At 53.9% G+C, this 14,891-nt stretch carries 16 protein-coding genes; all 16 read left to right on the top strand.

Translation table 11 applies throughout. The features are described from left to right. Window positions 1–22 precede the first annotated feature (22 nt). Entirely contained in the window at window positions 23–1,063 is a 1,041-nt protein-coding gene (locus NQ534_RS00995; RefSeq protein WP_006860174.1) for a pyridoxal phosphate-dependent aminotransferase, read from the top strand. A gap of 174 nt (window positions 1,064–1,237) precedes the next feature. Next, entirely contained in the window at window positions 1,238–1,426 is a 189-nt protein-coding gene (locus NQ534_RS00990; RefSeq protein WP_143115869.1) for a hypothetical protein, read from the top strand. Next, window positions 1,419–2,003, top strand: a complete 585-nt coding sequence (locus NQ534_RS00985; protein WP_006860176.1) for a hypothetical protein — start codon at window positions 1,419–1,421, stop codon at window positions 2,001–2,003. Before NQ534_RS00990 ends, NQ534_RS00985 begins: the two co-directional genes overlap by 8 nt. A 10-nt stretch (window positions 2,004–2,013) precedes the next feature. Further along, a complete protein-coding gene (locus NQ534_RS00980) occupies window positions 2,014–3,609 on the top strand; it encodes a cobyric acid synthase (protein WP_006860177.1) in 1,596 nt (531 codons plus the stop codon). After that, window positions 3,606–4,238: a precorrin-8X methylmutase gene (locus NQ534_RS00975; RefSeq protein WP_006860178.1), complete on the top strand. Its 633-nt coding sequence runs from the start codon at window positions 3,606–3,608 to the stop codon at window positions 4,236–4,238. The genes NQ534_RS00980 and NQ534_RS00975 overlap by 4 nt, the downstream gene beginning before the upstream one ends. A gap of 169 nt (window positions 4,239–4,407) precedes the next feature. Further along, window positions 4,408–5,598 carry a YARHG domain-containing protein gene (locus NQ534_RS00970; protein ID WP_157200712.1) on the top strand — a complete coding sequence of 397 codons (1,191 nt, stop codon included), beginning with the start codon at window positions 4,408–4,410 and terminating at the stop codon, window positions 5,596–5,598. Window positions 5,599–5,647: 49 nt separating this feature from the next. Further along, window positions 5,648–6,433, top strand: coding sequence for a sirohydrochlorin cobaltochelatase (locus NQ534_RS00965; protein WP_006860180.1), 786 nt, complete (start codon window positions 5,648–5,650; stop codon window positions 6,431–6,433). After that, a complete protein-coding gene (gene hemA / locus NQ534_RS00960; RefSeq protein WP_006860181.1) occupies window positions 6,430–7,719 on the top strand; it encodes a glutamyl-tRNA reductase in 1,290 nt (429 codons plus the stop codon). The genes NQ534_RS00965 and hemA overlap by 4 nt, the downstream gene beginning before the upstream one ends. Beyond that, window positions 7,661–8,590 carry a hydroxymethylbilane synthase gene (hemC, locus tag NQ534_RS00955; protein WP_006860182.1) on the top strand — a complete coding sequence of 310 codons (930 nt, stop codon included), beginning with the start codon at window positions 7,661–7,663 and terminating at the stop codon, window positions 8,588–8,590. Before hemA ends, hemC begins: the two co-directional genes overlap by 59 nt. 129 nt (window positions 8,591–8,719) lie before the next feature. Next, window positions 8,720–10,228 (top strand): uroporphyrinogen-III C-methyltransferase, encoded by a 1,509-nt coding sequence (gene cobA / locus NQ534_RS00950; protein WP_006860184.1) that lies wholly within the window; start codon window positions 8,720–8,722, stop codon window positions 10,226–10,228. Window positions 10,229–10,340: 112 nt separating this feature from the next. Next, window positions 10,341–11,324, top strand: a complete 984-nt coding sequence (gene hemB, locus NQ534_RS00945) for a porphobilinogen synthase (RefSeq protein WP_006860185.1) — start codon at window positions 10,341–10,343, stop codon at window positions 11,322–11,324. Then, on the top strand, window positions 11,324–12,610 hold the full coding sequence (gene hemL / locus NQ534_RS00940) for a glutamate-1-semialdehyde 2,1-aminomutase (RefSeq protein WP_006860186.1): 1,287 nt from the start codon (window positions 11,324–11,326) through the stop codon (window positions 12,608–12,610). The genes hemB and hemL overlap by 1 nt, the downstream gene beginning before the upstream one ends. Beyond that, on the top strand, window positions 12,591–13,292 hold the full coding sequence (locus NQ534_RS00935) for a TIGR01906 family membrane protein (RefSeq protein WP_006860187.1): 702 nt from the start codon (window positions 12,591–12,593) through the stop codon (window positions 13,290–13,292). The genes hemL and NQ534_RS00935 overlap by 20 nt, the downstream gene beginning before the upstream one ends. Beyond that, a complete protein-coding gene (locus tag NQ534_RS00930; RefSeq protein ID WP_006860188.1) occupies window positions 13,276–13,458 on the top strand; it encodes a PspC domain-containing protein in 183 nt (60 codons plus the stop codon). The genes NQ534_RS00935 and NQ534_RS00930 overlap by 17 nt, the downstream gene beginning before the upstream one ends. A gap of 197 nt (window positions 13,459–13,655) precedes the next feature. Then, window positions 13,656–13,853 carry an alpha/beta-type small acid-soluble spore protein gene (locus NQ534_RS00925; protein ID WP_006860189.1) on the top strand — a complete coding sequence of 66 codons (198 nt, stop codon included), beginning with the start codon at window positions 13,656–13,658 and terminating at the stop codon, window positions 13,851–13,853. Between the two features lie 7 nt (window positions 13,854–13,860). Continuing rightward, window positions 13,861–14,835, top strand: a complete 975-nt coding sequence (gene holA / locus NQ534_RS00920) for a DNA polymerase III subunit delta (protein ID WP_006860190.1) — start codon at window positions 13,861–13,863, stop codon at window positions 14,833–14,835. Window positions 14,836–14,891 lie beyond the last annotated feature (56 nt).

Raw genomic sequence — 14,891 nt, 5'->3', positions numbered from 1 at the left:
GCAGGATGGAGGAAAGGTAACTATGCAAAAGCATCAGCATGGCGGGGATATTTATACATCTTCCTGCCGTATTGATTTTTCTGCGAACTTAAACCCGCTTGGAATGCCGGAGCGGGTGGCGGCGGCGGCCTGTGAGGGCGTGCGGCGTTCGGCAAATTATCCGGATGTGCACTGCAGCGGACTTCGCATGGCGCTTTCGGAAAGAGAACAGGTGCCTGCAGAGCAGATTATCTGCGGAAACGGCGCGGCGGAGCTTATTTTTTCTCTGACGGCGGCGGAAAAGCCCCGCAGGGCGCTGCTGGTCTCTCCCGGATTTGCCGAATATGAACAGGCGCTTTCGGCGCAGGGCTGCGATATCCGCTTTTATGAGCTGCGGGAAGCCGACGGCTTTGCTATCGGGGAGGATTATCTGGACTGCCTGACGGCAGAGCTGGATATGGTGTTTCTCTGCAATCCCAATAATCCGACCGGCGTGCAGATACCGCGCCCGCTGCTGGAGCGCATTCTGGCGGTCTGCCAGGAGAAGCATATCCGCATGGTCCTGGACGTCTGCTTCCTGGATTTTCTGGATAAGCCGCGGGAGAGTGATTTTAATATGCTTCTGCAGGAAAATCCGCAGCTTTTTCTGCTGAAAGCTTTTACAAAAACGTATGCGATGGCGGGGCTGCGCCTTGGTTACGGGCTTTGCGCGGATGAAGCGCTGCTTGCGCGCATGGAGCTGAACCGTCAGCCCTGGAGCGTCTCTCTTCCGGCGCAGATGGCAGGTGTGGCGGCGCTGAAGGAAACAGAATATGTAGAGCAGGCGAGAGCGCTGGTCGGACAGGAGCGCGCCTGGCTGCGTGAAAAGCTGACGGAGCTGGGCTTCCGGGTATACGATTCGGCGGCGAATTTTCTGTTTTTTAGCGGAGCACCCGGACTTTCAGAAAAATGCAGGTCAGAGGGCATCTTAATCCGGGACTGCGCAAATTACCGGGGACTTACAGAAGGTTACTACCGGATCGCTGTGCGCACGCATGAAGAAAACGAAGAACTGATAAGGGTGATGGCATTATGGCAAAGGTGATTATGGTGCAGGGCTGAAAAAGCAGCATGTCACAAGTGAATCATCGTCAAAATAGGAAGTAACAAAAAATATATAGAAAAATCAAAAACAATGTAGACAAACCGAAAAAACCGTGTTATTCTATAGAAAAGAGAATGTTTCTGACTGATGTGTGTGGTTTATGGAGGTGTGATTATGGCTACATCAAGTATATTTGCAAAAATAAAAATCAGTGACCCGAAAAAAGCTGCAGCATTTATTGATGCGCTGGCTGCATCCGAAGATAAGCCGGAAAGGAAACCATCTGTGCAGGGAAAATTTCTTCTGACAGATAGAAACGATATCAGAAAGTTTATGGAAAAGAGGTTTCCGGATAATGGCTGAGTACAGGATAGCGAATATTCTGGATATGGCGGATGTAATCGGGGAGAAAAATTTAAAAGTCCTTCTCTCCGGTTTTTTCTGTCCGAGAAATAAGGAACTGCAGCATTTTGTCCGGGAAAATGCCTACGATTTTGCCAGAAAAAAGATTTCCGTCACCTATCTGATTATAGATGAAGATAATCTTATAGCAGCAGTGTTTGCACTGGCGCACAAGGCGATAGAAATCAGCAACGAAGGGCTTTCCGGCGCGAAGCGCAGAAAAATAAACAGATATGCCGTGCTGGATGCTTCATCAGACAGTTATACGGTATCGGCGTTTCTGATTGCGCAGCTTGGAAAGAATTACGCGCCTGGTATGGAGAACAGTATCACAGGAAATGCCCTGATAGATGCGGCGTTTGAAATACTGGTAAAGGTCCGGCATGATATTGGCGGCGGGATTGTTTTTCTGGAATGTGAGGACAAGCCCGGACTGCTGAGATTTTATCAGGACGGGCAAAACGGGTTTATGCCGTTTAGCGAAAGGTATGCGGCACCGGATAAGATAAAATACATTCAGCTTTTTCAATTTTTTTAAAGGAGCAGTTATGGCAAAGGTGATTATGGTGCAGGGCACGATGTCGAATGTGGGAAAGAGCCTTCTGACAGCGGGGCTTTGCCGTATTTTTAAACAGGATGGCTACAGAGTGGCGCCGTTTAAGTCCCAGAACATGGCGCTGAATTCTTATATCACGGAGGAAGGACTGGAGATGGGGCGCGCGCAGGTGATGCAGGCGGAGGCTGCCGGTGTTGCTCCGTCCGTCGCCATGAATCCGATTCTGCTCAAGCCGACGAACGATGTGGGCTCCCAGGTGATTGTAAACGGCGAGGTAATCGGGAACATGAAAGCGCGGGAATATTTCGCTTATAAGAAAAAGCTCATTCCCGATATCATGAAGGCTTTTGAGAAGCTGTCCGATGAATACGATATTATTGTAATCGAAGGCGCGGGCAGTCCGGCGGAGATTAATCTGAAAGCCGACGACATTGTAAACATGGGAATGGCAAAGCTGGCGGATGCGCCGGTGCTCCTTGTGGGCGACATCGACCGCGGCGGCGTGTTTGCGCAGCTTATCGGCACCGTGATGCTGCTGGAGGAGGAAGAGAGGGCGCGGATAAAGGGTCTGATCATCAATAAATTCCGCGGCGATAAGACGATTCTGGATCCGGGCATCGGGATGCTGGAGGAACGCACCGGGATTCCGGTTGTGGGCGTGGCGCCGTATCTGCACATCCAGGTAGAGGATGAAGACAGTCTGACGGAGCGCTTCTCTGGCAGTCAGGAAGCCGGGCTGATTGATATTGCGGTAATCCGGCTGCCGCGGATAGCAAACTTTACCGATTTCAATCCATTTGAAAACATGGAAGGGGTTTCCCTGCGCTATGTGGGGAATGTATCGGATTTAAAAAATCCCGACATGATTATTCTTCCGGGAACGAAGAGTACGATGGAGGATTTGCGCTGGCTGCGCCAGAGTGGTCTGGAGGCGGCGGTGCTGAAGGCTGCGGCGGCAGGAAAGGTGATTTTCGGTATCTGCGGCGGCTATCAGATGCTGGGGGAAAGCTTAAGCGACCCGCAGGGCGTCGAGGGAGGCGGCACGATGCGCGGCATGGGTCTGCTTCCGATGGAAACTGTGTTTGCCGGGGAAAAAACGCGCACGCGGGTGAATGGTACCTTTGAAAACGTGAGTGGAATACTTGCCGGGTTATCCGGGGAGCCTCTCTCCGGCTACGAAATCCACATGGGCGTGACAACGCCTGGAGAGAATTGCAGCGCACTGACAGAGATTGAAAACTATGCGGCCGGGTCAGATTCGGCAGGTGCAAAGGATAGCGCGGAAGATGCGGCGGGTATGGAAAAGAGCGCCGCACAGGGCGGCAGACGCGCAGTGGGGATGAAGCCGGACGGAGCTTTTCTTGGCAATGTGTACGGCACCTATGTGCATGGTATCTTTGACCGCGAGAATGTGGCGAAGGCGGTCGTGACGGCGCTCGGAAAGGCGAAAGGACTGGACGTTTCCCAGATTACGGCAGTGGATTTTGCCGCCTTTAAAGAGAGACAGTACGACATTCTGGCGTCGGAGCTGCGAAAACATCTGGATATGAAAAAAATATATGAGATTCTGGAGGAGGGCATGGCATGAAGGTAGAGCTGGAAAAAGTAAAGCCGATGGACATAGAGCGGCGGAGCTTTGAAATCATCACAGAAGAGCTTGGACGGGAGCTGCCGGAGGATACGGCGCCGATTATCAAACGCTGCATCCACACCAGCGCTGATTTTGATTATGCCGATAATCTCTGCTTTTCAGAGAATGCGGTGGAGAAGGCGCTTGCCGCCATAAAAGCCGGCGCCTGCATTGTGACGGATACGCAGATGGCAAAGGCGGGCATCAATAAAAAGGCGCTTGCGAAGTTTGGCGGAGAGGTCTGCTGCTTTATGTCGGATGAGGATGTTGCACAGGCGGCGAAAGAAAAGGGCACCACGCGCGCCACGGTCAGCATGGATAAGGCGGCGTCCCTTAAAAAAACGCTGATTTTTGCAATCGGAAACGCGCCGACGGCGCTGGTGCGTCTTTACGAGCTGATAGAAGAGCAGAGGATAGCTCCGGAGCTTATTATCGGGGTGCCGGTCGGTTTTGTAAACGTGGTGCAGTCGAAGGAACTGATTATGCAGACAGATGTGCCATATATTGTGGCAAGGGGCAGAAAGGGAGGCAGCAATATAGCCGCCTGCATCTGCAACGCCCTTCTCTACATGGCAGGCGGACGCTGAAGTAATACTGTTCACTCCGTTCACAGTAACCTTGTTTCAAATCCTCAGAAAATTTTAAGGGCAGTTTAATGAAATCCGGGGCAGAGTATGCTATACTGTACCCATGATGCCGGACGCCTGGCGCCCGGCGGCACACGAAGAACTGGCTTATAAAAAAGGGGATGAAGATATGAAGAGAACGAAAGCGGCACTGGCGGCGGCACTGACGGGAGGGCTGATGATTTCTGCGGTGCTTCCGGCACTGGCGGAGGAAAACAGCGGGGCGACGCTGGTAGATTTGTTTTATACATATTCCAAAGACAATCTGATTGTGGAATATTATGACAGCAACTATCTGACAGAGGACGGGCGGCTTCAGCAGAAAAGCTATAACGGATTTCTTGCGCTCTCCCAGACAGACCTTGACTGGGACGGTACGGAGGAGCTGCTGGCTATCCGCCTGAAGCCGGAGACGGATGAGGCGGGAGATACGGTAAACACGCTGGTGGCGGAGGTTTATCAGAGAAAGGACAATACGCTGCAGCGCAATGCACAGTACACGCTGGCGGAGGGCATTTTAGACTGTGATGAAGCGCAGATAGATGTGTTCGCTGTGAATGGACAGAGCGGTCAGTTTATCTGCTGCGAGGCGCGCGACACGGCATCGCTTCTTGCGGACGGAGTTTCCTGGAGTATGCGGGCGGCGGGACATGACGGAGCGGATTTTTATGAGGCGGCGGATGTTTCTTTATCCGGCAGCGCTTTTTCAGAGGAGGATACTGCACAGGCGCGCGCAGCGGTAAATGCGGTCGGGCTGTATCCGGAAACTGTCATCTGGACCTCTGTGGCGGAGCAGTATGACCTGGGGCTGCTCTGTACGGTAAGGCGCTATCTGACATCGGATTATGAGAATCTGCAGACGGCGATCAGCGCCGGGCAGGCACAGCAGTACGGCGAGACCTGCTTTAAAAATTATATGAATCCCGAAAGGGAAAACAAATTTACAAAAGAATTTGCAGCGGAACTGACAGAGGGCGGGGCGCAGGCGGAGACGGCCTCTGCGGACGGTCTGCATTACAGCTTTGCGGGGGATTATGTTATCCCGGACAGCGACAGCCGCTATATCACGGAGGAAGATTTAAATGGTCTCTCCGCAGAGGAAATCCTGCTGGCGCGCAACGAAATATATGCGAAGCACGGGCGGATTTTTAACAATGCGGCGCTGGATGAATATTTCCGCAGCAAGAGCTGGTATGAGCCGGCGGTGGCTGGCAGTGATTTTACAGATGAGTATGCCGCTTCCGTATTTAACACGTATGAGATTGCCAATATCTCTGCGATGGTAAATTATGAGAAGGCGCATGGATTAAATGGATATTAAGCCGCGGGGTGCATGAAAGTGCAATCCGGCGGGCTTGCAGGAGTGAAAAATGATGGAACAACAGCAGACAAAAGCAATTCTGGTCGTCAGCTTCGGCACCAGCCACGCGGACACCAGGGAAAAGAACATAGACCGGATTGAGGCGGATATCAGTGTCGCCTTTCCGGATTACCGTATTTACCGTGCCTGGACAAGTAAAATGATACTGAAAAAATTAAAGAACAGGGACGGTATCGTGATTGATAATGTAAAAGAGGCGCTGGAGCGGATGGAATCGGACGGCATCCGGGAGCTGATTGTCCAGCCGACGCACGTTATGAACGGCATCGAGAACGAGCTGATGACTGCCCAGGTGCGCGCTTTTGACGGGCATTTTGATGAAATACGGCTGGGCGCGCCGCTGCTTACGACGGAGCAGGACAGCCGGGAGGCGATTGCGGCGCTGGAGCAGGAATGGAAGACGCTTCCGGAAAATGAAGCGCTGGTGCTGATGGGACACGGGACGGAGCACTACGCGAACAGCATATACGCCGCGCTGGACTATATGATGAAGGATATGGGACATGAAAACATGTTCCTTGGCACGGTGGAGGCGTATCCGACGCTGGAGGCTCTGATCCGCCGGATGAAAAAGGAAAAGCCGGTGAAGGTGCACCTTGCCCCGTTCATGATCGTGGCGGGAGACCATGCCAAAAATGATATGTCGGGCGAGGGGGATTCCTGGGCGGCAAGGTTTTCTGAGGAGGGCTTTGACGTGGAATGTCACCTGAAGGGGCTGGGAGAATATCCGCAGATCCGGGATATGTTCGTGCGTCATGTGAGGGAAGCAGTATGAGCATTTATATGGCGGGAATAGACCATACGAAAGCCCCGCTTGATGTGCGGTCTGTGTTTTCTTTTACAAAAAAGAATATGGCAGGGGCGATGGAGCGGTGGAAAAATATTCCGGGGCTTCAGGGATGTGTCATGATTGTCACCTGCAACCGCATGGAGCTGTGGGCGAGTGTGCAGGACGATGTAAAGCCGGATTTATTTGAGCTTCTGTGCCAGGAGAAGGGCGTCGACGCGCGGCAGTACCGTCAATATGCCGTTTTCCGGGAGGGGCGCGAAGCGGTCAGCCATCTGTTCGAGGTTTCCTGCGGACTGCAGTCGCGCATTCTGGGTGAGGATCAGATTATCACACAGGTAAAAGACGCGCTTGCTTTTGCGAGAGAGCAGTATGCGACGGACAATGTGCTGGAGGTATTGTTCCGCATGGCGGTGACGGCGGGAAAAAAAGTGAAGACAGAGGTACTGCTCTCAAAGAAGGACAGCTCCGTTATTCATCGGGCAGTGGAGGTTTTAAAGGAAGAGGGATATACCTTTGAAGGGAAAAAGTGCATGGTAATCGGAAACGGTGAGATGGGCAGGCTTTCCGCTAATGTATTCCGGAGCGAGGGCGCTGATGTGACGGTTACGGTGCGCAGCTACCGCAGCGGGGTAGTCGACATTCCCAGAGGCTGCAGGCGTATAAATTACGCGGAGCGTATGACGCTTTTCCCGCAGTGCGATTACGTGATAAGCGCAACGGCGAGTCCGAACTATACGCTGCGCCGGGAAGAGGTGGAGGCGGCTCTGGATGGACCGGTGGTCATGGTCGATCTGGCGGTGCCGCGGGATATTGAGCCATCCATCGGCAGTCTGGCCGGCGTAACGCTCTATGATATTGATTATTTTGACGCCGGGCATATCAGCGCACAGACACAGGCGGATATTGCGCGGGCAAAGGAGATTCTGCAGGCGCAGATCGCAGAATTTTTTGACTGGTATGAGGGCAGGGACGTAATTGAAAAAATACAGGACGTCCGGGAAGCGCTGGTGGAGGATTTTCATCTGCGCACGCAGAAAAAGACCAGAGAGCTGGGAACGCATCTGGAACCGGAAAGCTCCGGAATGCTGCAGGATTATCAGGAATATATTGAGACGGCGGCCGCGAAAACCATTGGCAAAATGATGTTCGGGCTGCGCCGGAAGGTCAGCGACCGGACTTTCCGGGAATGTATGGAGGCATTGGAAGATTTATATGAAAAGGACAATCATAATCGGCAGCCGGGAGAGCAGGCTGGCAGTTATCCAGTCTGAGATAGTGAAGCAGGCGATTGAGCAGGAGAATCCGCAGCTTGCGGTATCCATTCTGACGATGAAGACGACAGGCGATAAGATTCTCGACCGCACGCTGGATAAGGTGGGCGGAAAAGGTTTATTTGTGAAAGAGCTTGACAGAGCGCTTCTGGAGAAGAGAAGCGACCTTTCGGTCCACAGTCTGAAGGATGTGCCGATGGAGGTGCCAAAGGAGCTTCCGCTGCTCGCTTTTTCCGCACGGGAGGATGTGCGGGATGTTCTGGTACTGCCGGAGGGCGCCGTGGAACCTGATTTTTCAAAGCCGTTTGGCTGTTCCGGCAGACGCCGGGCTTTGCAGATAAAGGAGCTGTATCCGCATGTCACCTGTCATCCGGTGCGCGGGAATGTGCTTACGCGGCTGCGCAAGCTGGATGAAGGGGAATACGGCGCGCTGATTCTGGCGGCCGCCGGTCTGAAGAGACTGGGGCTGGAGGGGCGAATCAGCCGTTATTTTTCGACGGAGGAAATGGTGCCGGCAGCCGGGCAGGGAATTCTTGCGGTGCAGGGCAGGTGCGGAGAGGATCACAGCTATCTGAAGGCGTTTTCTGATGATGAGGCAAGGGACGCGGCGCTCTGTGAGCGGGCGTTTGTCCGTGCACTGGACGGCGGCTGCAGCTCGCCGGTAGCAGCGTATGCCCGCACGGAGGGCAGCCGGATTTTGCTGACGGGTTTATATTATGAGGAGGATACCGGGCGGTGGTGCCGGGGGTGCCTGGGCGGCGCGCGCACGGATGCGGAGCGCATCGGAGCGGAGCTGGCAGAATATCTTGCCGGCAGCGTGCAGTCGTCGGGAGCACCGCAGGGCAGCCGCCTGCCGGATATCTGTCTGTAGATAACTGATTGTCTGTCGGATATCTGTCTGTAGATGGCTGGTCGTCTGCCGGATATCTGTCTGCAGATGGCAGACCGTGGCAGGTGCGGGAAAAGCACGCCTGCAGATTAAAAAGAAAGGAATGGGAGTATGCAGGGAAAGGTGTATCTTGTCGGGGCTGGTCCCGCTGATGCCGGATTATTTACGCGAAGAGGCGAGGAAATTTTAAAACGGGCGCAGGTGGTCGTCTACGATGCGCTTGTCGGGCAGGGCGTGCTTGGAATGATTCCGCGGGACGCGAAGCTGATTAACGTGGGAAAGCGCGCAAGCCACCATACGATGAGACAGGAGGAAATCAGCCGTGTGCTCGTGGAGGAGGCGAAGCAGGGACAACTGGTCGTGCGTCTGAAGGGCGGGGACCCGTTTCTGTTCGGCAGAGGCGGCGAGGAGCTGGAGCTTCTGGTGAAGGAGCAGATTCCCTTCGAGGTTGTGCCCGGCGTGACGTCGGCGATTTCGGTCCCGGCATACTGCGGGATTCCGGTCACGCACCGGGATTACTGTTCCTCTGTGCACATTATTACCGGGCACAGGCGCGTGGATAAACAGTATAATATTGATTTTGAGGCGCTGGTGCGCACCGGCGGGACACTGGTATTTCTGATGGGAGTGACTGCTCTTGCGGATATCTGCAGCGGGCTGCTGGAGGCGGGAATGCGTGCGGATATGCCGGCGGCAGTTCTGCAGAAGGGAACGACGGCGGCGCAGAAGAAGATAATTGCAACCGTTTCCACCCTGCCGGAGGAGGCAGAGCGGCGCGGTGTCGAAACACCGGCGATTATCGTAGTCGGGGAAGTGTGCCGTCTGGCGGAGCGATTTTCCTGGCAGGAGAAGAAGCCTCTGGCCGGAAAGAAGATTCTTGTCACCAGACCGCGGGAGCTGGTCTCGGAAATGGCGGCGAGGCTGCGGGAGCAGGGAGCGGAGGTGCTGGAGCTTCCGGCAATCCGTATCGTGCCGCGTGAGTGTGCAGGAGAGGTGGAGGAGACGCTTAAAAATCTGCGTACCTTTGACTGGCTGGCGTTTACCAGCCCCTCCGGAGTGCGGGTGTTCTTTGAGAATCTGAAAAAATGCCGTCTGGATATCCGGAGCCTGTCGGCGGTAAAGCTTGCCGTTCTCGGCAACGGCACCGGAAAAGAGCTGGAAAAATATGGCTGCTATGCGGATCTGATGCCGCAGCAGGCGTATGCGCAGGAGCTTGGAAAAGCGCTTGCAGAAGCGTGCCGGGGCGGTGAGAGGATTTTGCTGTTCCGCGCGGCGGCGGGCAGCCAGGAGCTTCTGGAGGAGCTTGCAAAGGTGCCGGGAGTGGTTGTGAACGACCTGGCAGCCTATGATACGGTTTATGAGACATCGCCGCTGATTGATGTCCGTGCGGAATTTGAGGAGAAGAAAACCGATTATGCGGTATTTACCAGTGCATCTACTGTCAGAGGCTTTGCAGAGAGCGTGCCGGGGCTGGATTTTACGAAGGTACGGGCTGTCTGCATCGGCAGAAAGACAAAAGCGGCCGCCGATGAGCTTGGAATGGAAACCTTTATGGCAGAAGAGCCGTCTATGGACGCCGTTGTGCGTCTGGTGGAGAAGTTGGCAGGCGGCAGCTTATAACAGGCATCCGGGACTCAGGAGACCGTTGCCGGAACAGGAAAATGCCGGATATTGAAAAGAAAGATGACAGCCGGGAGGACCGGCAGGTGAAAAATAGAAAGGAAGCGTAACTATGGATTTGAGAAAACGCCCGCGGAGACTGCGCGGCGGGGAGGCTGTGCGCAGAATGGTGCGGGAGACGCGGATGGACAAGGCGTCTCTGATTTACCCGATGTTTGTGATGGACGGGGAAAATAGAAAGGAAGAAATCCCTTCGATGGAGGGGCAGTACCGCTACAGCGTCGACCGTATGGGAGAATGTCTGCAGGAGCTGCAGGACGCCGGAGTGACGGCTGTGATGCTGTTTGGTATTCCGGCGGTGAAGGATGAGCTGGGAAGCCAGGCGTATGCAGAAGACGGCATTGTGCAGCGGGCGCTGCGGTACGCAAGAGAGCATTTTCCACAGATGTATCTGGTCACGGATGTCTGCATGTGCGAGTATACCTCACACGGGCACTGCGGAGTGCTCGCCGGTCACGATGTGGACAATGACAGAACCCTGGAGCTGCTGGCGAAAACAGCGCTTTCCCATGTACAGGCGGGGGCGGATATGGTGGCGCCGTCCGATATGATGGATGGAAGAGTGCTCGCTATCCGTAATACGCTGGATGCGCACGGTTTTTCACATATTCCGGTGATGTCCTACGCCGTCAAATACGCGTCGGCATTTTACGGACCATTCCGCGATGCCGCCGGGTCGGCGCCCGCTTTCGGGGACCGCAGGTCTTACCAGATGGATTTCCACAACAGCCGCGAAGGTATAAAAGAAGCGCTGCTCGATGAGGAAGAAGGCGCAGATATCATCATGGTAAAACCGGCAATGTCCTATCTGGATATGGTGACGAAGGTGAAGGAGGCGGTTCATGTGCCGGTCGCTTCCTACAGCGTGAGCGGGGAATATGCGATGGTGAAGGCGGCGGCAAAGCAGGGCTGGATCGACGAAGAGCGTGTAATCTGCGAAATGGCGGCGTCAGCATACCGCGCGGGCAGCGATATCTATATTACGTATTTTGCGAAGGAGCTGGCAAAATTTATGGACGAAGGGAGAATCGGCTGATGACAAAATCGGAGCAGCTTTTCCAGGAGGCGGTCACACTGATGCCGGGCGGCGTAAACAGTCCGGTACGCGCTTTCGGGAGCGTGCAGGAGACGCCGCGTTTTATTGAGCGCGCGGACGGCGCGTATATGACGGATGCGGACGGCAATACCTATATTGATTTTGTCGGTTCCTGGGGACCGATGATTCTGGGACACAATCACCCGGAGGTTTTAAAAAGCGTTACGGAAACAGCAGCGAAGGGACTGAGCTTCGGTGCGGCGACAGAGAACGAGGTAAAAATGGCGCGCCTGATCTGCAGTATGGTTCCTTCCGTGGAAATGGTGCGCATGGTGAATTCCGGGACGGAAGCGGTGATGAGTGCGATCCGCGCGGCGCGGGGCTTTACGCGCCGGAATAAAATCATCAAATTCATGGGATGCTATCACGGACACACCGACGCCATGCTGGTGAAGGCAGGGTCGGGCGTCATGACGGCGGGCATTCCCGACAGCGCCGGCGTTCCGGCGGGCTGCACGCAGGACACGTTATCCGCAGAGTATAACAATCTGGAAAGCGTGCAGGCGCTGTTTGAACGCTGCCCGGAGGAAATCGCCGCGGTAATCGTGGAGCCGGTCGGAGCCAATATGGGCGTGGTGCCGCCGGTGGAAGGGTTTCTTTCCGGACTGCGCGCGCTCTGCGATAAGTATGACAGCCTGCTGATTTTTGATGAGGTCATTACAGGCTTTCGTTTAAGCGCCGGCGGAGCCCAGGAATATTTCGGCGTGAAGCCGGATCTGACGACCTTTGGCAAAATTATCGGAGCCGGAATGCCGGTCGGTGCATACGGCGGCAGAAGGGAAATTATGGAAATGGTATCTCCGGTGGGCAGCGTGTACCAGGCGGGGACCTTAAGCGGCAATCCGGTGGCAATGGCGGCAGGTCTGTCGCAGCTTTCCATTTTGCAGAATACGCCGGATTTTTATAAAGAGCTGAACGCAAAGGGAGACTGGTTCTTTGGGGAGCTTGATAAGCTTCTGGAGCGCTATGCGGTGCCGCACTGCTTGAATCATATCGGCTCGCTTGGCTGCGTATTCTTTACCGGAGAGCAGGTAAATGATTATGCTTCGGCAAAAACAGCGGATACGGCGGCATACGGCAGATACTTTGCGTATATGCTGAATCATGGAGTCTATCTGGCGCCGTCGCAGTTTGAGGCAATGTTCCTCTCCGCCGCGCATGGCAGGGAGACAGAGCTGGCAAAGACGCTGCAGACCGTGGAGGACTATGTTAAAGAAAATTATTGAAATCATTCTGGTGCCGGTCACGATGCTGTTTCTTATTTCAGCGGCTGTGTACCTGACGCTGGCGTGCAGACCATTGTATTATTTTGATATACAGTATCTGGAGATAGCGGAGGAGTCGGGTTATTCTGAAGCGGAAATCCGGGAAAACTACGATGTGCTGATTGATTATAATCTCTCGCCCCGGCAGGATAAGCTGGAATTTCCAACGCTGCCGATGTCGCGGGAGGGGGAAATCCATTTCCGCGAGGTGAAGGCGATCTTCCAGCTCTTTCTCTGGGCGCTGGTTGTCAGCATACCGGTGCTGATAATCGCGGGGATCTGGTTTTACCGGAATAAATGGGAGCCGGTATTCTTAAAATGGGCGGGGATGCTGACGCCGCTTTTCATTCTGCTGGTGGGGCTTCTGATCGCGGCGGACTGGGACCGGGCGTTTGTGCTGTTCCACGAGCTGGTTTTCCGGAACGATTACTGGCTGTTTGACCCGGCGACGGATCCAGTGATTACCATTTTGCCGGATACTTATTTTCTGCATTGTGCAGTGCTTATCCTGGTGCTGATTGCGGCAGGGTCTGCAATCTCTGTATTTATATGGAAGAAATGCGCGAAAGCGGCGGGCGGCAGGCATGGGCGGCTGCCGAAAACGCGCAGGAAAGGGAGTGGGAGAAATGAAAAGACTTTATAAATCGTCAGATGACAAAATGCTCTGCGGAGTGTGCGGGGGAATTGCGCGGTATTTTAATATCGATTCGACCCTGGTGCGTCTTATTTTCGCGATTCTCGGCATTACCGGGGGCAGCGGGGTGCTCGCCTATATTATCGCGGTGATTATTATACCATCCGAGCCGTAAGTGAGATGCTCCTGAGATAGCTGTCCGCCTGGCGAAAGATCCACCGGATGGCGGCTGCCAATCGTGCGGCATCCGGCATCGCACGGCGTGCATGTTAAGGATGCCCAATGCTATATCCGGAATCAGGATTCTTTTCCGGGAAATGTATAAGCGGCAAAAAAATGACGATACTCCTTAAATAGAAAAAAGAAAGGGGTATGGTTTTTATGCCGAAGAATAAGAAAAAAATTGATTTGCAGAATATGGAACCGGAAGAAAAGCTGAAATATGAGATTGCTGAGGAGCTGGGGCTGCTGGACCGGGTGCTGAAGGAGGGCTGGCGCTCACTTTCCGCGAAGGAGACAGGGCGTATCGGCGGTCTCATCACGAAGCGCAGACGGGAAGAAAAAGTATAGGACTTACATGAAAAATCTGATACAGGATTTGAAAAACAACGATTTTAAAAATATCTATCTTCTCTGCGGAGAGGAGGATTATCTGAAAAAGCAGTATAAGCACCGCCTGCAGGAGGCGCTGGTCGCCCCGGAGGATACGGTCAATCTGAACTGCTATGCGGGGAAAAACATTTCTGTCAATGAGCTGATCGACCAGGCGGAAACGCTGCCGTTCTTTGCGGAGCGCAGGCTGCTGGTAATCGAGGACAGCGGTTTTTTTAAGAGCGCCAGCGCGCAGCTTGCGCAGTACCTGGAGAATGTGCCGCCCACCACGTATTTTCTCTTTGTGGAGGATGAAGTGGATAAGCGGCAGAAGCTCTATAAGGCGGTAAAGAATCACGGCAGAATCGTGGAATTTAAAAGACAGACGGAGGACACGCTTTCGCGTTGGATTCTGGGAATCCTGAAAAAAGAAAACCGGAATATCACGCGCAGGGCGCTGGAGCTTTTTCTGGAAAAGACCGGCACGGATATGAACAATATCAGTACGGAGCTGGAAAAGCTGCTCTGCTATACGATGGAAAAAGAGGTGATAACGCCTAAGGACGTTGAGGAAATCTGCACAACACAGACTGTCAATAAAATTTTTGAGATGGTGAATGCCGTATCTGCCGGAAACAACCGCAGGGCACTGGATTTATACTATGACCTGCTTGCCCTGAAGGAGCCGCCGATGCGGATTCTGTTCCTGGTGACGAGGCAGTTTAACCAGCTTCTGCAGGTGAAGGGGCTGCGCAGCCAGGGCTACGATGCGGACAGTATTGCCGGAAAGCTGGGGATACAGCGGTTTGTCGCGCAGGGCTGTGTGCGGCAGTCCGAGCGCTTTACCGAGGCGCAGCTAAGGCGGCTTGTCACGCAGTGTGTGGAGACGGAAGAGGCGGTAAAGACCGGAAATTTAAATGAAAAGCTTGGCGTGGAACTGATTCTTGCGAAAAAGTCATAGTTAAAAATTGACTAAAATCGCTGGACGGAATAGGACTTCTTATATAATACGTATAA

Origin of the sequence: Marvinbryantia formatexigens DSM 14469, from assembly GCF_025148285.1 — a bacterium.
In the GTDB taxonomy this organism is placed as follows: domain Bacteria; phylum Bacillota; class Clostridia; order Lachnospirales; family Lachnospiraceae; genus Marvinbryantia; species Marvinbryantia formatexigens.
Note: the sequence above shows the minus strand (reverse complement) of the source record. Positions and strands in the feature narration are given on the sequence as shown.